A 20985-nucleotide genomic window follows, 5' to 3' on the forward strand; every position below is an offset into this window, starting at 1 on the left:
AAGGATGCCTTTTTACAAGCATCCTTTTTCCAATTCTATTTATTTCTCTTTCTTATAATTCTCCAGTCCGGTCTGCAGGAACTCGATATACTTAGGTATATCCTCGTCGTAGGAGTAGGACTTGTTGAGCGGCTTGCCTTCGTTGTCAATCAGCACGTAGAAGGGCTGCGCATTGGCGCCGAACTTGACACGCTGCAGATAGCTCCATTTGTCGCCTACGGTGCGCAGCGTGCGTTCCGTGCCGTTCTCCACAATCTTCACGGGAGAAGGAAGCGGGGTCTTGTTGTCCACGTAGAGCGTGATAAGCACATAGTCGTTATTGATAATATCGCTCACCTTCGGGTTGGTCCATACGGCAAGCTCCATCTTACGGCAGTTCACGCAGCCGTAGCCGGTGAAGTCGAGCATCACGGGCTTGCCATGCTGGCGGGCATACTCCATACCGAGGTCGTAATCATCAAACTTGGCATGTACCTCATTATTGTAAAGATTGAAATCCTGCGTCTGCATGGGCGGCGCAAAAGCACTGACTGCCTTCAACGGAGCTCCCCACAAACCGGGAATCATATACACCGCAAATGCCAGTGAGGCCAACGCCATGAAGAAACGGGGTACGCTGACCTTCGTATCGTCATCATCGTGCGGGAACTTGATTTTGCCCAACAAGTAGAAACCAAGCAGCGCAAAAAGTACAATCCACAAGGCAAGGAACGTTTCACGGTCGAGGATACGCCAACCATAAGCCAAATCGGCTACTGAAAGGAACTTCAGGGCAAAGGCCAGCTCCAAGAAACCAAGCGTCACCTTGATGATATTCATCCATCCGCCGGATTTGGGCATGGACTTCAACCAAGACGGGAATAAAGCAAACAGCGTGAAAGGCAATGCCAAAGCTATGGCAAAGCCCAGCATGCCGATGGCGGGAGCCACCACACTACCCGTTGTGGAAACCTGTACCAGCAAGAATCCGATAATAGGTCCCGTGCAGGAGAAAGATACCAGCGACAAGGTAAACGCCATCAAGAAGATACTGAGCAAACCACTTGTCGCCTCGGCTTTACTGTCTACAGCCGTACTCCATTTGGAGGGCAATGTTATTTCAAACGCTCCGAAGAAAGAAGCCGCAAATACAACCAGCATCAAACAGAAAAGAATATTGAATACTGCATTCGTAGAGAGTGCGTTCAGTGCGCTGGCTCCGAAAATCAGCGTAATGGCCAGTCCGAGCGTCACATAAATCACTACGATGGAAGCACCATACGTCCATGCATCACGAATACCCTTCTTCTTATCCTTACTACGCTTCAGGAAGAAGCTGACAGTCATCGGGATAATGGGCCATACACAAGGAGTGAAGAGCGCCAGCAATCCACCGACAAATCCGGTAATAAAGATATAAATCCAGGACATATCTTCCTGCGAAGTAGTTTCGCCCAAAGATTGCAGTTCATTGACGACCGGCTTCCAGAGGTCTACCTTGTCCGTTACATTAATCTCTGTCGGACCGTCCACACTGGCGATGGCAACCCCAGAAGCTGCATCGGTGTCAGCTTCCTGCTTTGCTGGCTGCTCTTCGACTTTCGTTTCAGCCCCAGCAACGACAGCTTCTTTTGCAGCCCCTTCTGCCTTACCAAAGAATTGGAAAGGCACTTGTGTGGGCGGCAGACAATTTTCATCGTTGCAGGCACCATATTCCAGATACCCTTCCAGCTGATAGGCACCACCCGTCAATTTCAGCTTCTGCACAAATTGGGCTGTATTCTCAAAATAACGCACCTTCATTTCGAACAGCTTGTCGAAAGTAGAAATTTCCTTGCCCATGGGCTTTAGTTTACCCACTACTTCCGCTCCGGAAATTTTCTCCACATTGAAAGTCGCCGAGATAGGACCACCATCACCCAGATTAGTGGAATAGACATGCCAGCCCTTGTCAATAGCAGCCGTAAAAACGACCTCCGCTTCATCGGCAGCCAAAATCTTCAGTTCGGAATTGAACTTGACGGGGTCTTGTATCTGTGCCTGCACCGCCACAGCGAAGAGCAACAGAACGAAAGGGAACAGTAATTTTTTCATGTTCTCTGATTTTAATTTTCGATTATCTCATAATCCACACAGGCACGGCTCTCTTTCACAGCAGCGATGAGCTTACCGGCAGCCACATGATCGGGATGGGTAGCATAGTATTTCACGTCATCCAACGTATCAAACTCACTGTAAAGAGCGATGCTCCAAGTTTCGGCAGGATTGACGTTCAGTCCGACTTCAATCTTGCGGATAACGGATATTTTAGCAGGAAGCGCTTCAATAGCCGACTTGAAACTGTTCATTGCAGCTAACTTCTCGTCAGCCAGTGCCTCATCTTTTAACTTAAATAATACAATGTGCTTTACCATAACTTTGCTATTTAAATGATTTATCCTTATATTTGTCAGCCTAAGCAGCTGTCTTAACAACTGCAAAAATACTGGTTTTGTTTCAAATATACACTTAAACGGATGTTAATAATAGGAATTGCAGGTGGAACCGGCTCGGGAAAGACCACCGTCGTACGTAAAATTATCGAAAGCCTACCGGCTGGTGAAGTGGTATTATTGCCACAAGACTCTTACTACAAGGACAGTAGCCATGTGCCCGTGGAAGAACGGCAGAACATTAACTTTGATCACCCCGACGCTTTTGAGTGGAGCCTTCTTTCCAGGCATGCCGCCATGCTGCGCGAAGGAAAAAGTATAGAACAGCCCACCTATTCATACCTGACATGTACACGCCAGCCCGAAACCATCCATATCGAACCTCGGGAAGTCATCATCATCGAGGGTATCCTTGCCTTGTGCGACAAGAAACTACGAAACATGATGGATTTAAAGATATTTGTAGACGCTGACCCCGACGAACGACTGATTCGTGTAATCCAGCGCGATGTGGTGGAACGCGGACGTACAGCCGAAGCCGTCATGGAGCGCTATACTCGCATACTGAAACCCATGCACCAGCAATTCATAGAGCCGTGCAAACGATACGCCGACCTCATTGTACCGGAAGGCGGAAACAACCAAGTGGCTATTGATATATTGACCATGTATATCAAGAAGCATTTGGGGAATTAATTTATAACGGAGAGTTGATAACGGATAATTAAGAACGCACTAAACCTATGAAATATGAACAACCTATTTTCTCTCGCCAAGCATACATTATCCATTATCAATAATCCGTTATCAATGATTCTACTGGTGTCGTTGTGTTGCATGGCAGGATGCCGAGGAGGACATCCTGCCGAAAAAGAAGAAGCGGACGACCTGCAACAGATAAAGGACAGCGGAGAACTGGTTGTATTGACACTGTACAGTTCCACTTCCTACTTCATCTACCGTGGCCAAGACATGGGATTCCAGTACGAACTCAGCGAACAATTTGCCAGGAGCCTAGGAGTGAAGCTGAGAATAGAGGTGGCCCGGAATGTACACGAGCTCATAGAGAAGTTGTTGGCAGGCAAAGGAGATCTCATTGCCTACAACCTGCCCATCACCAAAGAGTGGAAAGATAGCCTGCTTTATTGCGGTGAGGAAGTCATCACCCACCAAGTCATCGTGCAACGTAACGGCGGACGTACCAAACCACTGAAGGACGTGACGGAACTTATCGGGAAAGATGTGTATGTGAAGCCCGGAAAATATTATGAACGGCTAGTCAATCTGGACGAGGAACTCGGAGGAGGTATCCACATTCATAAAGTGACCAACGACAGTATCAGTGCAGAAGACCTCATCACTCAAGTGGCGCAAGGGAAAATCTCCTATACCGTAGCAGACAATGACGTGGCACAGCTCAATACCACTTATTATTCCAATCTGAATATCAAGCTTTCCATCAGCTTTGACCAGCGTGCCTCATGGGCAGTCAGGAAAGACTGTCCGCAATTAGCAGCAGCCGCCAACAAATGGCATGAGGTGAATATGACTTCGCCTGCCTACACGGCAAGCATGAAACGATATTTTGAAATCGGCAAGGCCGTTCCCCACTCCCCCATCCTCTCCCTGCGAGAAGGGAAAATCTCCCTTTACGACGATTTGTTCAAGAAATATGCTCCCGAGATAAATTGGGACTGGCGTCTGCTGGCATCCTTGGCATATACAGAATCCAACTTCGACTCTACCGCAGTATCTTGGGCAGGTGCCAAAGGACTTATGCAGCTGATGCCCGCCACAGCCAGAGCCATGGGGGTGCCCGAAGGAAAGGAACAGAATCCTGAAGAGAATATAAAGGCTGCCGTGAAATACATAGGCGCCACAGCCAAAAGTTTTTCCAAGATACCCCAAGAAGAACGTATCAACTTTGTGCTGGCATCTTATAATTCCGGAATCGGCCATGTGCTGGATGCCATGGCACTGGCCGAAAAATACGGCAAAAACAAATATGTCTGGCGTGATAATGTAGAAAACTTCATTCTGCTAAAAAGCAACGAGGAATACTTCACAGACCCCGTCTGCAAAAACGGTTATTTCCGTGGCATCGAAACTTATAATTTTGTAAGGGATATTACCTCACGATTTGAACAATACAAGAAGAAAATAAGGATTAGGGATTAATGAATTGCGCATAATATTAGGAATATATACCGCAGGTTAATCCTTAATCCTTCATTTTTTATTCTTAAAACAGCCTCAGTTTATTTTTTCTCGCCTCTTCCAGAGAAACTGTTTGCAGTTGTGTTCCCCAGTTCTTCTCGCACAACTGCCGATACTTCTCATGCAGTTCTTCTTCCAGCTCCTCCTTTGTCTTAGGATTCATCAGTTTGGCTGCTACTGTAGCATTTTGCGAAGCGTCCTTCAGATGGATTACGGGAGCATGATAGACCGGAGCAATCTTCAGAGCAGTGTGAAGCGGTGAAGTCGTGGCACCACCTATCAGCAGAGGAATGTCCAGACCTGCCTTTTCCAGCTCAATGGCTACATGCACCATTTCATCCAGCGAAGGAGTTATCAGACCACTCAATCCTATCATGTCTACCTTTTCCTCTATGGCATGCCGCACAATGGTTTCGGCAGACACCATGACGCCAAGGTCCACTATATCGTACCCGTTGCAGGCCATTACTACCGAGACTATATTTTTGCCAATGTCGTGCACATCACCTTTTACCGTAGCCAACAGCACCTTCCCGGCAGCAGTTGTACCCTCTTCTTTCTCCGACTCGATTACGGGCTGGAGGATGGCAACCGCTTTCTTCATGGTGCGTGCCGTCTTCACTACTTGCGGCAGGAACATTTTGCCTGCCCCAAACAAGTCGCCGACATGATTCATGCCCGCCATCAACGGACCTTCAATGATAGAAACAGCTTTGGGATACAGTTTCAACGCTTCGGCAAGGTCTTCTTCCAGATAATCGCCAATACCCTTTGTCAAGGCATACTTCAACCGCTCTTCCACAGAAGTCCCCTCTCTCCAGGCAAGTTGGGAATGAGCGGCAGCCTGCCGCTCTCCTCCGGAAGTTTTTGCCGCCTCTGCTTCCGCTTTCAAGCGCTCGGCAGTTTCTATCAGGCGCTCGGCAGCATCGGGACGACGGTTCAAGACCACATCCTCTATGCGTTCCAATATATCAGCGGGAATATCGGTGTAAAGAACAGAAGTAGCCGGATTGACGATACCCATATCCATGCCCTCGCGGATGGCATAGTAAAGGAATACGGCATGCATTGCCTCGCGAATGTAATTATTGCCGCGGAAAGAGAAGGAAAGGTTACTCACTCCCCCACTGACATGCGCACCGGGCAGATTTTTGCGTATCCATCCGGTGGCACGGATAAAGTCCACCGCATAGTTATTGTGCTCGTCCATACCCGTGGCAACAGCCAGTACATTGGGGTCGAAAATTATATCATGGGGATTGAATCCTATCTTGTCCACCAAAAGACGGTATGCCCGTTCACAAACCTCAATCTTACGTTCGTACGTGTCTGCCTGCCCTTTTTCATCAAAAGCCATCACCACAGTTGCCGCACCATATTGCTTGATGGTACGCGCATGCTCCAGGAATTTATCTTCTCCCTCCTTCAAAGAGATGGAGTTGACGATGGACTTGCCTTGCAGACATTTCAATCCGACAACGATAACTCCCCATTTGGAAGAATCAATCATCACAGGCACGCGGGCAATCTCCGGTTCCGAAGCTATCAGATGGAGAAAAGTCGTCATCTCCACTTGAGCATCCAGCAGTCCGTCGTCCATATTTATATCGATGACCTGCGCACCATCCTCCACCTGCTGGCGGGCAATACTAAGCGCCTCGTCATATTTCTTTTCATTAATCAGACGCAAGAATTTGCGCGAACCCGCCACATTGCAACGTTCACCCACATTCACGAAGTTATTTTCCGGTTTCACTTCCAGAAGTTCAAGCCCGGAAAGCCAAAGATTTTCCGGCCGGGAAGCCGGCTGATGGGGCGTTGCACCGGCAATCAGTGAGGAGTACTCGGCAATGTAGGCATCTGTCGTTCCGCAACAACCACCGATAATATTCACCAGTCCTTCGTGAATGTATTCTTTCACTTCCAGTGCCATGTCGGCAGGTGTCTGGTCGTATTCTCCCAGACTGTTAGGCAGTCCGGCATTGGGATAAGCACTGATATAATAGGGTGCACGGGCGGCAAGTTGCTCCAAGAAAGGCTTCAGTTGGCGGGCTCCGAAAGAGCAGTTCAGCCCAATGGAAAAAATATCGGCATGCTGCACGGAGGCGAGAAAAGCATCCAAAGTTTGTCCCGACAAAGTACGCCCTCCAATATCAGAAACAGTCACAGAAAGCATCAAGGGTACATGAACTCCTACAGTTTCCATTGCCTGACCGGCGGCAAAAATAGCAGCCTTCGCATTCAGCGTATCAAAAATAGTTTCTATCAACAAGGCATCCACACCACCTTCGAGCAGTGCTTCTATCTGCTCACGGTAGGCATCGGCAAGTTCATCGTAGCTCAAGGCGCGGAAAGCCGGATTGTTCACATCAGGACTCATGGAACAGGTCTTGTTCGTCGGTCCTACGGAGCCTGCCACAAAGCGGGGTTTGTGGGGAGTAAGAGAGGTAAACTCATCTGCCACTTCACGGGCCAGACGAGCTGCGGCAAGATTCATCTCACGCACATAGTCCTGCACATGATAGTCGGCCATACTGATGCGGGTGGAACTGAATGTATTTGTTTCGATAATATCCGCACCTGCCGCCAGATACTTGCGGTGAATATCTTGTATCACATCAGGGCGTGTCAGACAAAGCAGGTCATTGTTACCTTTCATCTGTCCGGAAATCTGCGAGAAGCGTTCGCCCCGAAAATCTTCCTCTGTCAAGTTGTACTGCTGTATCATGGTGCCCATTGCACCATCCAGAATAAGGATGCGCTCACGCACCAAACTACCAAGTTTACTCATATTATCTTTTAAACATACGCGCCATATCGCGTTTGTCATCTTTTTCCTTCAGTGATTCGCGCTTATCATATTGCTTCTTACCTTTGGCTAGTGCCACCACAAGTTTGGCCAACCCCTTTTCATTGATAAACAAGCGCACGGGAACAATGGTGAAACCCGGGTCTTTCGTGCCGCGCATCAGTTTCTCCAGTTCCTTCTTATTCAACAAAAGCTTGCGCTCCCTGCGTGCATTGTGATTGTTGTACGAACCATAGAAGTATTCGGCCACGTGCATGTTCTTCACCCACAATTCACCGTTTGCAAAGTAACAGAACGTATCAACTAAGCTTGCTTTGCCCAAGCGGATGGACTTGATTTCTGTGCCCGTAAGCACAATGCCGGCCGTATAGGTGTCCGTCAGCTCGTAGTCGAACGTAGCACGCTTATTCTTTATATTTACAGGAGCTTGTTTCATTACATTTATCAGTTTAGCACTACCGTCAGCTTATTGAATATCCATTCAATCACTACCGGACAAACTATTAAGAAAATTGAAGAAAGAATAGTGAAACGCAAACGGTCTTTTTCTTCTACCTGCATCACCTTTTTGCTTCCTTCCCACACTACATACACGATATAGAATTGGAGCAACAGAGCCATAATGCCAAAGTCCGGCAATATGCCGATGACAATTTTCAGCATGAACACTACTACCAATGCATAACCTGCAAACTGTTGCGCCAAAGGAATATCACTGTCCAGCATAAACATGCGGACACGCAACCCATTGATGAGATAGGCTGCCAAAAAATATCCTCCAAACAAGGATACAGCCACCGCACAGCATTGTGTCATGGCATATTGAAAACTTTGCGGTCCGTCCCATCCCATCTTCATCAAAGAGCCGATGAAAACGGACAACCCGCATAAACCAATCATAGGATAGACAAAAGCAGTAAAAACTTTTCGCCTATCCTCTAAACTAATTTCCTCCCAAGCACGAGCCGGAGAGGAAATCAGTAGTATTGCTATATGAAATAATTCTTTGTAGTTCAAATCTTATTTATCTGCTTCTTTCTTTGTTACTGTATATGTCTTCTCTTCTGTCTGAGAATCATCCAGCTTCATTGAATATTGATTTACGTTCGCTACAATCTTAACAACAGGAGGATTTTCAAAAAAGCCGGTTTCTCTTTTATAACGACTAATCACACTTCTCAAATCGTATGCCTTATAGAACAATCCCAATCCATAATAGCCACCTGTATTTGCAGTCAAATTCCAAGAAGTACTGTTAGTGGATTCAGAATCTTTATTTGAATTATGAGCCAAATACAATGTCAGTTCAGGGCCATTGTCCTCATTCGGATAATACATCAACGACAAGAAATGTTTCTTGTTATTAATATAATAATTCATCGGAACAACAATCGTATAATCATCATAGAAGAATTGCGGTTCATATTTCATACCACTTGCATCATATCCCACTGAAATAATGGCAGCATTGTTAGAGTGTGCAAGAGAGTCGTTTGCAGACACACCCTTTTCTTCTACGATTTCCACCGGATTATCCAAAGATTCGATAGAATACAACTCAACACCTTTGATATCTTTGGAATCTTTAGGTATATCCACTTGGGTAGGATCCCAACGATAGGCTATATTCACCACTTTATCACTCAATTCTGATATTTTGAGGCCATTAGCCTCTAAAACAGAAATAGAAGCCGGTGTTGGGGTAATAGTTATGCCGCCCTCGCCTTTAAAAGAGGTATAGCCCATATAACTCTGAACTTTAACCATACCACCTCCGTAACTGTTAGGATCACTTTCAGAATTCAGACACGAAGTTAAAGAAACGCCCATTAATAAGCTAAAGGCAACCATTAAGAACTTAAATTGTTTCATTTTCTTATAAAATTAGAGTTTGCAAATTTAAATAAAAGAATTGAGTAATATAGTACTCTCCTCGTTTTTTCATTGTTTTTAAGATTAAATGAAAGATTAATCTAAATACTGCATGTCACAGTAATATTTAACATTTATATCAGTTAATCCACACTACACAATCTTGGCAAACAGTTCCAAATGTTCATCCACATAGCCGGCAATCAAAGCAGTATATTCCTCTTCTTTCTCCAAGAATTCATCTTCCAGTTCATCGAAAGCTTCATATTGCTCGTACATTGCCATAAACTCCTCGTCTGTGCGTTCACGCTCCAAGTCGTCACGATGGCTATCGTATATTTTCCTGGCAGCATAGACCAACTTACTCAAATCGCCCACTCCCCACAAACGCATCACTTTGGCAAACGGATTGTCGAAAATATAACCGCCATAACCATTTTGAATCAGTTGGCAGAAGCCTCCCTCCATCACTTCATCACGGAATATCTGATAGGCCAACAAAGAATGCTGTTCACCGGTAAGCAAAGACATCGTCCCTGCAGTCATTTCTCCGCCTATTTCTTTCTTATAAGCATCAGTGAATACGCCGATAAACGCATCCATCCCTTCGCCGGCAGCCTGGCGCAATGCCACATCTGTAACTTCTATCATAGTTTGTTTTTTATTTATTATGCCACAAAGGTAAGACTTTGCAGCCATAGTCAAACACGGACTCCTCTTTATTTTCTTCGCCTTGCCAACCAGTTGGCAAGATTTTGCCTTACCATTGGCAAAACTGTGCCACCGTGTTGGCAAAACTGTGCCATAGGCATGGCAAAAAATCACCAAGACGCAAGCAAGGGGTTTTAAAAAGACTCTTCCTGATTAACAAGCACATACCCTATTGATTCACAAGCCCTATCAGAGACGAAAAAACAGTCAACTGCAAACTCTACTTTACATTCCGCAGAAATTCAACTTCTCATTACTTCTTTTTAATAAAAAAGTCAAATTGAACAGTTGGCAGAAACGGGGAAAACAACTAACTTTGCACCCGACTAATAAAAGAGGACTACGTTTTTTTAATTATATCACTTAAAAAAGAGCTAATTATGACTTATTCACACGAAGTGGAACACATGTGTGTTGTGAAGAAAGGTCCTAACCACGGACCGGCTCCTATTCCCGAAGAAGGTAAATGGGTAAAAGCGAAAGAAATTGTTGACATCTCTGGTCTGACACACGGTATTGGCTGGTGTGCTCCTCAGCAAGGTGCATGTAAATTAACCCTCAATGTAAAGGAAGGCGTTATTCAGGAAGCTTTGGTTGAGACTATCGGTTGCTCCGGTATGACTCACTCTGCTGCCATGGCATCAGAAATCCTCCCGGGAAAGACTATCCTTGAAGCATTGAACACTGACCTCGTTTGCGACGCCATCAATACAGCTATGCGCGAGCTCTTCCTGCAAATCGTTTACGGTCGCACTCAGTCAGCTTTCTCTGAAGGCGGTTTGATGATTGGTGCCGGCTTGGAAGACCTGGGTAAAGGTCTGCGTAGCCAGGTAGGTACACTGTACGGAACTTTGGCTAAGGGTTCTCGTTATCTGGAAATGGCAGAAGGTTACATCAAGACTATCGCTTTGGACAAGAACGACGAAATCTGCGGTTACGAATTTGTTCATCTGGGCAAGTTCATGGATGAAATCAAGAAAGGTACAGACGCCAATGAAGCATTGAAGAAAGTTACCGGTACATACGGCCGCTTCACTGAAGAGCAAGGTGCAGTTAAACACATTGACCCACGTCACGAATAATATAAGGAGGAAAGACATATGATTAGAGAAGTAAAATTTGAAAGCCAAGACCGCCGTATCAAGCAGATTCTTGCTGCATTGAACGCAAACGGTATCAAAGACATCGAAGAAGCCAATGCTATCTGCGAAGCTCATGGTCTCGATCCTTATAAGACTTGTGAAGAAACTCAGCCCATCTGTTTCGAAAATGCAAAATGGGCATACGTTGTAGGTTGCGCCATCGCCATCAAGAAGGGCTGCAAGAACGCTGCTGAGGCTGCTGAAGCTATCGGTATCGGTCTGCAGGCATTCTGCATCCCGGGTTCTGTAGCCGACGACCGCAAGGTTGGTATCGGTCATGGTAACTTGGCAGCCATGTTGCTGCGCGAAGAAACCAAGTGTTTCGCTTTCTTAGCAGGTCACGAGTCATTCGCTGCTGCCGAAGGTGCAATTAAGATTGCTGCTAAAGCTGACAAAGTACGTAAAGAACCCCTGCGTTGCATCCTGAACGGTCTCGGCAAGGACGCTGCACAGATTATCTCTCGTATCAACGGCTTTACATACGTTCAGACTCAATTCGACTACTATACAGGCGAACTGAACGTTGTTCGTGAAATCGCATACAGCGACGGTCCTCGTGCCAAAGTAAAATGCTACGGTGCAGACGATGTTCGCGAAGGCGTGGCTATCATGTGGAAAGAAGGCGTGGATGTATCCATCACTGGTAACTCTACGAATCCGACCCGCTTCCAACATCCGGTTGCAGGTACTTACAAGAAAGAACGTGTATTGGCTGGCAAGCCGTACTTCTCAGTAGCATCCGGTGGTGGTACTGGACGTACTCTGCACCCGGACAACATGGCTGCCGGACCGGCTTCTTACGGTATGACAGACACTATGGGTCGTATGCACTCTGACGCTCAGTTCGCTGGTTCATCCTCAGTTCCTGCTCACGTGGAAATGATGGGATTCCTGGGTATCGGTAACAACCCGATGGTAGGATGTACAGTGGCTTGCGCCGTTGACGTTGCTACTGCTTTGAGCAAGTAATTTAAGTTACCTAATATAGATAAGCTCCTGTAATCCTTGTGGTTGCAGGAGTTTTTTATTTGTGGTAACTTGACTTAGATAACAGATTGAAGCACCTTGCATCACTCATTATTCAGAGTGAATGAATGGTGAATCAGTAAGGAGATAACAAGATAAATCCTGCTTTATTTAAGTCCAAACAACTCATGTAAAGAGTAGCCAATTACCCCCTCAAATCAAGCCATAAACAGGTTACTTTTGTAGCCGATTTGCAGCCGAATTTGCCATTCTTTAAAAACGGCTGCAAGAAGTGGCATAATCAATTATAATACAATGTGATACACTCCATATAACATTTAATTTAAAATGGAGAAACATTGTACAATGGTTTACTTTTCATTAAGAGAAAGTAAGCAAAACAAGAAAGGTCTATCACCTATTGAGGTTTCAATCACCACGAATAGAAAGAGAATCTACTTTAGCACAAGCAAACACGTACCTGCTGCTGATTGGAACAAAGAGAAGCAAGCTGTAAAAGGCAAGAGTGAAGAAGCGCAGCTAATCAACGGTTATCTGATTCAACTACGGAATAAGATATATCAGAAAGAAATTGAGCTGCTTCAAAAGGGCTACCTTATCACTGCTGAACTATTAAAAGAAGCTATCACAGACAAGGTGGAAGCCCTAAACGAGAAGACTTTATTGGATGTTCTGAACGAACATAACACAGAGCGCAAAGCAATGGTAGGTAAAACTGTTGCCCCTGCCACTTATTGGGTGTTTGAATATACAGGCAGACTATTCAAAGAGTTTATTCAGAAGAAATATGAGCGTAAGGATTTATATTTAAGAGAAATAAACTTAGGCTTCATTCAAGGATTCCATGCTTACCTTTTAGGAGAGAAGAAGATGGGGCAAAACTCCTGCACTAAGCATTTAAAGTTCTTAAAGAAGTTGCTAAATTTAGCTGTCGCCAACTCTTATATATCCTACAATCCTGTAAATGCTTATAAAGTAGAACGCGAACCTGTGGAAATTGACTTCTTGGATGAAGAAGAATTGAGGAAGATTATCAACTTTGATACTCCCTTGCCACGATTGGAACGAGCTAAAGATATGTTTCTCTTTGGGTGCTTCACTGGGCTTAGTTACATTGACATTAAGACCTTGGCACCAGAACACTTTGAGAAAGACAGTGCAGGCAGAATATGGATAAAGAAGCGTAGGATTAAAACAGGAGTTCTATCACGAATCCCCCTACTCCCTATCGCCAAACTGATATTGGATAAGTACAAGGGTGGAGAGAAATTACTCCCTATTCAAGACCCTGCGGACATCAACAAATATCTAAAGGATATAGCTATACTCTGTGGAATTAATAAGCGAATCTGCTTCCACACAAGAAGACATTCTCATTCTTCTTTCCTACTGAAAACGAACGACTTACAAAGGATTCCAGTTTGACTGCTAACGATTTGGAAACGAGCGAAATTCCGTATTCTTCTCATTTTGCCTTAAATCAAAAAACGCTTTTCCTGAATGCAAAGGTAATCATTTTTTTTGAAAGATAGTTTTCTTCTCAGCATATTTCACTGAAATATTTTTATATTGCAAAAGTTTCAAACGCTAATTTACATTTGGAAACGTGAAGATTATAATTCTCATTAGTAAGCCCTACGATTCTTTCTTACGAACTATAATGCGATTCGCCTTTTGGAGAGCCTCTTTATTTATTATAATTAACTCCTCAACAGAGGCTAATCTATGATATTTCTCATATATAATGGCTGATTTTTCGCCATGATAATCAGCGCAGACTTCTTCTTTGATGTACTTTTCTTGTATTTCAGTTATATTCATTTCTCTTTGATGGAATTCCTTTATATATGTATAAAATTCATCTAAAGATTCTTCCGTAGTCAGGATGTTATGTACATTCTTGTCTTTATTGATTAATTTTTTGCTTCTCAATTTTTCCCACGTCTTATGGACAACTGATTTTAAGACATCATAGGCTATTCCACCAATAATAGCTTCTGCAAGAAAAAGGAGAATATCAGATGGCGCAGGTAGGCAATGGTTGAGTTTGCATCTATTCTCTATCGCATACACTTCTGCCTCTTTGCGATATTGGAATCCATATCTAACTGCTTCAATAGCCGCATTAGAATATGTAGAGTTCTCTTTGTATTGTATATTGATTTCCATTATGAACTATCTATATGATAACCGTTGTTTATACAAATCTTGGTAAAGATACGAAAATTCTTTGATTGACAATCCTTTCATTTGGCTCATTTTTATCAAATCCTAAAAAAATCTTTGATAATTACTGATATTCCAATAAAAATGTGTAATTTTGCAGATGCATTATACTTGCAGAAGCCCGAAGAGGGATAGCGGGTGGGTGCAACTTTACATAAAGAGCGTTTACTTGACGCTTGTCTTTGACGAATCGTAACTTCGCAACTTACAACAACAGTCAAAGGACAAGACAACAGTAGATGTTCACGGTAGGTATATTATGCCTTGCCGTGAATTGTCGTAAATATATACATTGTATATTTCGATTCGTTCACGCATGGGATTAATATATACCATGCGTGGGCTTTCTGCGTTGTCCGTTCTGACTGTTGGGCAATGCGAAGGCCTCGATTCGTGGGATGGGCAACAGGCAAGATTCCCACGCTTTTTTGTTTAGTTCAAATATGCTTTGTATAATCATGGTATCGGGAACTCTGCCATACAAGGATTTTTCAGAAGGCAGAATTAATCTATGTATAAGATTTCTTGGGACTATGAGACTGGTGGGGTATTGCTTCACTCGCACGTTACTTCAGACACTTTGGGGATAACGCCACGTCCTGTATTCTGGGAAGAACTTAATTTGTTAAAGTTACACGAATTAGGTTGGAAATATCCTCATACAGAAGAGCCTTTGATGTGGGCTTGCAACAAACAATACTTTTATCGTGGGGAATTGATGTTTGAAGCAAAAGGGGCGAATATTTATGATTCTCCTATCGTTCTGTTTCAGAAAGGGAAAGAAAAGGCAACCTTACAATGCGTGGATGTGGCAAAAATGCTACACCGTAACAAAGACTTCCTCTTTCTATTGGAAAGCGAAGCTATTGAATTTATCCGAGATACATATTTGCAATACACATCTGCTAATCGTAGTACTGCACAAGTAGCTTCCAATCAACTTGATTATAACCAGTTACTTGAAAATGCAGAAAAGCGTTATAAAAAGAAAATGGCTATTGTAAAGGAAGATTGCGACAGCTTCGATATTGTACCCCTCGACACTGCCAAAGAGAATGGCAAACGTATTTTCCATTCCACCAAAATAGACCGTTTTCTCGCTTCTTTTTCCGGTGGAAAAGATAGTCAAGTAGTACTTGACCTTTGCACTCGTGCCATTCCTTCTACAGACTTTGAAGTGATTTATAGCGATACCGGCTATGAACTTCCTACTTCACTTGCCCTTTACGAACAAGTGCGACAGCATTATACATCGTTATACCCCGACTTGAAATTTTCCGTAGCTCGTAATCATGAATCCGTTCTCAACTATTGGGATCAGATAGGTACTCCCAGTGATACACATCGTTGGTGCTGTTCGGTGATGAAGACCGCCCCTCTCTATCGTATGTTAAAAATTGAGGGGACTAATAAGCAAGCAAAAGTACTGACGTTTGATGGAGTACGAGCAGAGGAAAGTACAAAACGATCAAGATATTCTCGAATAGGAAAAGGTGTTAAACACGATACTGTCATTAACGCTTCTCCTATTCTTGAATGGAGTATAGTGGAAATTTACCTATATATATTCAAGTACAAAATTCCGATAAACTTAGCTTATAGAAATGGCATGACAAGGGTTGGATGTGTACTATGCCCCTTCTCTTCGGATTGGAACGATATGATTTCCAATATGCGTTACAATGAGCGAGTACGTCCATTCCTTTCTAAAATAGAACTTTTTGTTTCCTCTTTAGGGGTTAATGACATAGATATTTATATAAAAAGCGGGAATTGGAAAAGGAGAGCTGGTGGAAAAGGGTTATGTTCTAAATCATCCATGGTGGTTGTGGCATCAAAACCGCATTTAATAATTACTATTACAAATCCAAAGAAGGATTGCTTGACATTTCTATCTGCTATTGGGAAATATACCCGTAATACAAATTCGGGGGAGTTATTATACAAAGGGACGCTGTACAAATATTCTATTGAGCAAAGAAACGATTCTATACAGATTTCTTTTGAGAACACTTACGCATCGCCTGTCCTACAAGGTTTAATAAAACGAGCTATTAATAAAGCTGTGTATTGCATTAATTGTGAAGCTTGTGAAGTTGAATGTCCTACGGGTGCATTAAGTATTCTCCCTGATGCAAAAATAGACTATACTAAATGTGTCCATTGTGGCAAATGTCTAACTTTTCATGAGGATGGTTGTATTGTAGCAAATTCATTGAAAGTAACAGGAATAGATAAAGCAAAAAATAAGATGAAACTGACTGATTATAATAGATTCGGGCTAAATGAAAGCTGGTTAGAAACATATCTGTGTACATATGAAACTTATTTTGAAGATAAGATTCATGGACTTAATGAAACTCAACAGATTCCACCATTTAAAAAGTGGCTAGTTCAAGCTGAAATATTGGATGATGTGAAAAAACACAATATAACAGAATTCGGTAAATACATTGCCGATTTATATATTAATGCACCTGACTTGGCTTGGGAATTGCTATGGATAAACCTATCATACAATTCTCCCATTGCGGAATGGTATATAGGAAATGTTGATTGGAATTTCGTTTTCACAGAAAAAGATATTGCCGAATTAGCTCACAATGATTATGGCGAAATGGCGATAAATTCAGTAGGCAAAATTATATATGCGTTATTTAGGACTTTTCGAGAAAGTCCTCTTGGAAACTTAGGTTTGTTGTATAAAATCGAAAACACAAGGTATAAGAAGATGCCTTACGATGAGTTATCACGAGAAGCGATTGCGTATTCTTTGTATAAATTCGCTTCTTTCTTAGATGTTAAACCATTTAGAATTAGAGATTTATACAATCAGAATTCAAAACATGGCTTATGGAGAGAGTTCGGCGTTTCTAAGGAAATGCTCATAAAAGAGCTCAATTTTTTAAGTAATGAAAGGAACCAAATTCTCACCGCAGAACTTAATATGGGACTTGACCATATATCACTTCGTGAAGATTTGGATGCTTTTAGTGCCCTTAAGTTGATAGTAGGATGATGGTCATGTCGTTTAAGTTGGATTTATGAGGGACAATATTGTAAAAGTCAAATGCACTTATAGTTATGGTTTGCATAATGGCCAAGCCGATTTTATAGAACTTCCATGAAGTTAATCAGAAACAACTAATGCAATGGCAACAAGATATTCAGACTATATCACGATACGTGAATCGAAACCTGCTTATAATATAGGTAGGGAAGAACAAGGAGAATGGGAATCCTTTATTCCCAATGAACAATTCAACGACATATTACGCAAGGTGGTAAGTGCCGTTCGTAATAATGACCAAGATGCACACAAGTCATTTTGGATTGACGGTACGTATGGTACGGGCAAGAGTCATGCAGCCGCAGTAATCAAGCATTTGCTTTGTGATGAAGTGGGTGACATTCGCGAATACTTGGACACCGAATATGCATCCCGGCAATACGATTTGTTACGCCAGTCAGTCTATGACGTAAGGAGCAGTAAACGTCTTTTCCCTGTTAATCTATATGGTACAGAATCCATCGCACACAAAGAAGACTTTTCACACCGTTTACAAAGTGCCATAAAAAGGGCATTAAAAGCAGCAGGATTGACCGATTTCTTTGTAAAAACAGACTTTGATGATTATGCAGACCATGTGGAAAGCGAACCTGCCTTTTGGGAAGACATCATCAGCCAAAGTCCCAAACTGGAAGCCTATGCTCCAGATGTGAAGACTTTGGCAAGCAAGTTGCGTACAGCTGACACTTCCATACTCACGCAGGTAAAGAGGGCATTAGCAGAACGGCGCATGGATATACGTCTGAATAGTGCCAATATTTGCGATTGGTTCTTTGAGGTACAAGACAAGTTGGCAGAAAATACTGACTACTGCGGATTATTGATTATTTGGGACGAATTTACCGACTTAATGAAATCGGACATGGGGCCATCATTGTTGGTTGAGCTACAAAAGATAACTGAGCAAGCTATGGAAACTTGTAACAACAGCTATTTCTTCTTTATCTCCCATCCTTCGGCACTGAATAAACTTGATGCGCAAGAACGTACCAAAACTACAGGTCGCTACCATTATATGAAGTATAATATGGAAACGGTGTCGGCATTTAAAATCATGTCACGCAAGTTCCGCATTGCTGATATTGAGGGGTATGAAGCATTAACTACTTCTTTTTTCAATAGCCATGCCGGGATGTTGGCTCGTTATGCAATGGGAAGCAATAATGCAGAAGATACGATAAAAGACTTGCGTAATCTCTATCCCATTCATCCTGCTACAGCCAATCTTGCCACCTATTATGCACGAGTGGCGGGTTCTTCCTCACGAAGTGTTTTCGAATTTATTGGTGCAAACCAAGCTATACGTGACTTCTTGGAGAGTGAGGTAGCATTCGCCGAGCATAAAACCATTACGGCTGATTATCTTTGGGATTACGTTATGGAAGTGTTCAACGAAGACCATATTCGTTACGGGGCTGTGACTGAACGCTATAATTCTTATAGACTACAAGTGAAAAACCAAGGAGTAAACACCTATGCAGTATTCAAGGGTATCTTATTGCTCAATGCTTTAAATAATGTAGCCGGAAACGAAACCGTAACCCCCAGCGAAGAAAATGTGAAAAGTCTTTTTATAGGTACACAAATAGAGCCTCATATAGACGAAATATTGAACTGGCTGAATGATAATAGTATCATTCAACGTGCTCCGGGCGGATTGTTCTCTATCCAATTCTCCGCACTTCCTCCCAAAGAGATTGAGGAGATTAAATTGGAAATGAAAGCTCAATTCAAATATACCTCACAACTGGTTACGTATGGGCAGGAAGTACGCAAAGCATTCGATACGCTTACTTCTAATGTCAGCCGTCCTGTCAGTATCAATTTCTTTTCCCTCTATGTGAATGAAGCAGCCTTGCTCCATCAGATAGAGAACGCTATAGAAAAAGCGAAAAGCTATGAATTGTTCATGGCTATAATGCTTGGGCGAAACGATGAAGAGATGAATGAATTGAAAACTATAGCTTCACATGCCTCAAACGACGAACGTTTTACCAATGTTGTCTTTATGGTGTTTGATGCTACTTTCGGTGACGACAATTACGAGCGTTTCATAGAGTACATGGCTAATGCCCAATGCGCAAGTCGCCATAACTTGGCAGACCAACGTGCAGCACACGACAAGAATGCACAAGCCATGATTTCAGATTGGATGAAAGAAGTTCGTCGTAGCAATTTTTCTGTATATGTGAAAGGAGAAAGCGAAACCTTTTCCACCATGAAGCTGGCAACAGCAGTCAATGTAGGCATAGCCCCTAAAGTGTTTAGTCGTGGAGCGGAAACACTTGATTTGCTACGTACTCGTGCGCCAAAGACATTCTGGAAAAATCAACAAGCCAAAGAAACGGCCAAGAACATATTGATGTTCAATACCTATGATGAAATAATAGGCAAAGCAACAGGTCCGGCTTTACCTCTAAAGTTCTTATTCCAAGATGCAGTGGATGATAATCTTCACTGGAAAGAAAATGTAGATAAAGAAAATCATCCGCTTTATTTGGTAAGTGAATTCGTCAGCCGAAAAATAAAGAACGCCGACAAGGCAAAAGAGTTTAATTTAGCGGAGAAATTCATCGAATTGACACGTGCGCCTTACGGTTTGTTCCCTTCGTATGCGGGTATCGCCATGCTGTCATTTGCCATGCGACCCTGGATAAATAAAATTTATTCGGTAGATGGCAAGCCCCGATTAGCACAGCATTTGGTGGATGATGTGATGGAAACGTTCAAGTCATGGGAGAACGGAAAGCCAAGTAACAAGATCACTTTTACGTTCGAAACGAAAGAAGCAGGACAACTGAGTAAATTGTTGATAAAGGTATTCAAGTTAAAGTCATTGAAGACCTATTCGGATATCAGCAGCTTGAAAGATGCTCGTTGGGCTATTTCTCATGAATATACAGCAGAAAAAGGTTATCCACTATGGACATTGAAGTATGTACATGGAACAAACGAAGAAATGTCATCTCTCATTGATAATATTGTGACAATATCTCTTGACCCAAACATTAACAAAAATCCGTCATTGATGAATGATGCGCTTGATTTGTTGGGACGTTATGAATTTGAGTTCCCTATGCTGCTCAATCGCAGTGGAGTTTTCGAAGAAGGTTATCATAATTTCCTCAAATCTAATGAAATCGTGAATTTGGATGATGAACATTTGCCGGATGCGAAGACATATATCAAGCAACACTTGCAAGGAGAAGTAGGGCTTTGGACGGAAAGAGAGGTGAATGACAAATTAAAGGATTGGAAGTTGTCGCTTACTCCAATGCCTGCGCCAACATCCTTCCCCCCTGCACTGCCCTCAAAATATACGCCGTTTACACCGGGGCAATCATATAATGCGCATGAAGAACCACAAACAAAGTTTGGGCAAGTGTCGGAACGCTTGAATTCTTGTTCTTCGACAAAACGTCAGCAAGCATTGGAGCATATTGGCAATATTCCTTCGCTTGCTACTGCTCAACGCTTGTTGGAACAGCTTTGTGACTTGGGATATGAAGACATACTCGACATAATTTTAGATAATTAGAT

Annotated in this window: 15 protein-coding genes; 7 read left to right on the forward strand and 8 right to left on the reverse strand. The window is 43.0% G+C overall.

Features of this window, described 5'->3' with window-relative positions:
• Nucleotides 1-39: 39 nt before the first annotated feature.
• Both HU824_RS06320 and HU824_RS06325 read right to left on the reverse strand, forming a co-directional pair.
• A complete protein-coding gene (locus HU824_RS06320; RefSeq protein WP_176468394.1) occupies nucleotides 40-2073 on the reverse strand; it encodes a cytochrome c biogenesis protein CcdA in 2034 nt (677 codons plus the stop codon).
• 11 nt (nucleotides 2074-2084) lie between these two features.
• Entirely contained in the window at nucleotides 2085-2393 is a 309-nt protein-coding gene (locus HU824_RS06325; protein WP_176468395.1) for a Dabb family protein, read from the reverse strand.
• Between the two features lie 102 nt (nucleotides 2394-2495).
• Between HU824_RS06325 and udk the strand changes: the two genes are divergently transcribed.
• Complete coding sequence (gene udk / locus HU824_RS06330) at nucleotides 2496-3107, forward strand: uridine kinase (protein ID WP_136010557.1); 612 nt, start codon at nucleotides 2496-2498, stop codon at nucleotides 3105-3107.
• A 54-nt stretch (nucleotides 3108-3161) separates the two neighbouring features.
• A complete protein-coding gene (locus tag HU824_RS06335) occupies nucleotides 3162-4589 on the forward strand; it encodes a transglycosylase SLT domain-containing protein (protein ID WP_255260479.1) in 1428 nt (475 codons plus the stop codon).
• Between the two features lie 64 nt (nucleotides 4590-4653).
• Here the strand turns inward: HU824_RS06335 and metH are convergent, their stop codons facing one another.
• The 5 genes from metH to HU824_RS06360 form a co-directional block, all read right to left on the reverse strand.
• Nucleotides 4654-7419 (reverse strand): methionine synthase, encoded by a 2766-nt coding sequence (gene metH, locus HU824_RS06340; protein ID WP_176468396.1) that lies wholly within the window; start codon nucleotides 7417-7419, stop codon nucleotides 4654-4656.
• A gap of 1 nt (nucleotide 7420) precedes the next feature.
• Nucleotides 7421-7873: an SsrA-binding protein gene (gene smpB / locus HU824_RS06345; RefSeq protein ID WP_005831836.1), complete on the reverse strand. Its 453-nt coding sequence runs from the start codon at nucleotides 7871-7873 to the stop codon at nucleotides 7421-7423.
• Nucleotides 7874-7881: 8 nt separating this feature from the next.
• Nucleotides 7882-8454 (reverse strand): Yip1 family protein, encoded by a 573-nt coding sequence (locus HU824_RS06350; RefSeq protein ID WP_016272856.1) that lies wholly within the window; start codon nucleotides 8452-8454, stop codon nucleotides 7882-7884.
• Between the two features lie 3 nt (nucleotides 8455-8457).
• On the reverse strand, nucleotides 8458-9309 hold the full coding sequence (locus tag HU824_RS06355; RefSeq protein WP_176468397.1) for a hypothetical protein: 852 nt from the start codon (nucleotides 9307-9309) through the stop codon (nucleotides 8458-8460).
• 153 nt (nucleotides 9310-9462) lie between these two features.
• On the reverse strand, nucleotides 9463-9960 hold the full coding sequence (locus HU824_RS06360; protein ID WP_176468398.1) for a DMP19 family protein: 498 nt from the start codon (nucleotides 9958-9960) through the stop codon (nucleotides 9463-9465).
• A 440-nt stretch (nucleotides 9961-10400) separates the two neighbouring features.
• Between HU824_RS06360 and HU824_RS06365 the strand changes: the two genes are divergently transcribed.
• From HU824_RS06365 to HU824_RS06375, 3 genes are all read left to right on the forward strand, one after another.
• Nucleotides 10401-11102, forward strand: coding sequence for an iron-sulfur cluster assembly scaffold protein (locus tag HU824_RS06365; RefSeq protein WP_005831848.1), 702 nt, complete (start codon nucleotides 10401-10403; stop codon nucleotides 11100-11102).
• A gap of 18 nt (nucleotides 11103-11120) precedes the next feature.
• Nucleotides 11121-12131: a GGGtGRT protein gene (locus tag HU824_RS06370; protein WP_016272859.1), complete on the forward strand. Its 1011-nt coding sequence runs from the start codon at nucleotides 11121-11123 to the stop codon at nucleotides 12129-12131.
• A 345-nt stretch (nucleotides 12132-12476) separates the two neighbouring features.
• The gene (locus tag HU824_RS06375) at nucleotides 12477-13574 is read left to right on the forward strand and encodes a site-specific integrase (protein ID WP_176468399.1); all 1098 of its coding nucleotides are present in this window, start codon (nucleotides 12477-12479) and stop codon (nucleotides 13572-13574) included.
• A 210-nt stretch (nucleotides 13575-13784) separates the two neighbouring features.
• On the opposite strand, the gene HU824_RS06380 is transcribed toward HU824_RS06375, so the two are convergent.
• A complete protein-coding gene (locus HU824_RS06380) occupies nucleotides 13785-14318 on the reverse strand; it encodes a hypothetical protein (RefSeq protein WP_016212913.1) in 534 nt (177 codons plus the stop codon).
• A gap of 568 nt (nucleotides 14319-14886) precedes the next feature.
• Here HU824_RS06380 and HU824_RS06385 point away from each other — a divergent pair.
• Both HU824_RS06385 and HU824_RS06390 read left to right on the forward strand, forming a co-directional pair.
• Nucleotides 14887-17394: a phosphoadenosine phosphosulfate reductase family protein gene (locus HU824_RS06385; RefSeq protein WP_176468400.1), complete on the forward strand. Its 2508-nt coding sequence runs from the start codon at nucleotides 14887-14889 to the stop codon at nucleotides 17392-17394.
• A gap of 133 nt (nucleotides 17395-17527) precedes the next feature.
• The gene (locus HU824_RS06390; RefSeq protein ID WP_176468401.1) at nucleotides 17528-20983 is read left to right on the forward strand and encodes a hypothetical protein; all 3456 of its coding nucleotides are present in this window, start codon (nucleotides 17528-17530) and stop codon (nucleotides 20981-20983) included.
• Nucleotides 20984-20985 lie beyond the last annotated feature (2 nt).

This window comes from Bacteroides sp. L10-4, from assembly GCF_013373675.1.
Lineage (GTDB): Bacteria > Bacteroidota > Bacteroidia > Bacteroidales > Bacteroidaceae > Bacteroides > Bacteroides muris.

Excerpts from the sequence above, each read along its gene's own strand:
- HU824_RS06335 (WP_255260479.1), top strand. The coding sequence starts at position 3,162 with ATGAACAACCTATTTTCTCTCGCCAAGCATACATTATCCATTATCAAT.
- metH (WP_176468396.1), bottom strand. The coding sequence starts at position 7,419 with ATGAGTAAACTTGGTAGTTTGGTGCGTGAGCGCATCCTTATTCTGGAT.
- HU824_RS06365 (WP_005831848.1), top strand. The coding sequence starts at position 10,401 with ATGACTTATTCACACGAAGTGGAACACATGTGTGTTGTGAAGAAAGGT.
- HU824_RS06325 (WP_176468395.1), bottom strand. The coding sequence starts at position 2,393 with ATGGTAAAGCACATTGTATTATTTAAGTTAAAAGATGAGGCACTGGCT.
- HU824_RS06320 (WP_176468394.1), bottom strand. The coding sequence starts at position 2,073 with ATGAAAAAATTACTGTTCCCTTTCGTTCTGTTGCTCTTCGCTGTGGCG.
- HU824_RS06355 (WP_176468397.1), bottom strand. The coding sequence starts at position 9,309 with ATGAAACAATTTAAGTTCTTAATGGTTGCCTTTAGCTTATTAATGGGC.
- HU824_RS06385 (WP_176468400.1), top strand. The coding sequence starts at position 14,887 with ATGTATAAGATTTCTTGGGACTATGAGACTGGTGGGGTATTGCTTCAC.
- smpB (WP_005831836.1), bottom strand. The coding sequence starts at position 7,873 with ATGAAACAAGCTCCTGTAAATATAAAGAATAAGCGTGCTACGTTCGAC.
- HU824_RS06390 (WP_176468401.1), top strand. The coding sequence starts at position 17,528 with ATGGCAACAAGATATTCAGACTATATCACGATACGTGAATCGAAACCT.
- HU824_RS06370 (WP_016272859.1), top strand. The coding sequence starts at position 11,121 with ATGATTAGAGAAGTAAAATTTGAAAGCCAAGACCGCCGTATCAAGCAG.
- HU824_RS06380 (WP_016212913.1), bottom strand. The coding sequence starts at position 14,318 with ATGGAAATCAATATACAATACAAAGAGAACTCTACATATTCTAATGCG.
- udk (WP_136010557.1), top strand. The coding sequence starts at position 2,496 with ATGTTAATAATAGGAATTGCAGGTGGAACCGGCTCGGGAAAGACCACC.
- HU824_RS06360 (WP_176468398.1), bottom strand. The coding sequence starts at position 9,960 with ATGATAGAAGTTACAGATGTGGCATTGCGCCAGGCTGCCGGCGAAGGG.
- HU824_RS06375 (WP_176468399.1), top strand. The coding sequence starts at position 12,477 with ATGGAGAAACATTGTACAATGGTTTACTTTTCATTAAGAGAAAGTAAG.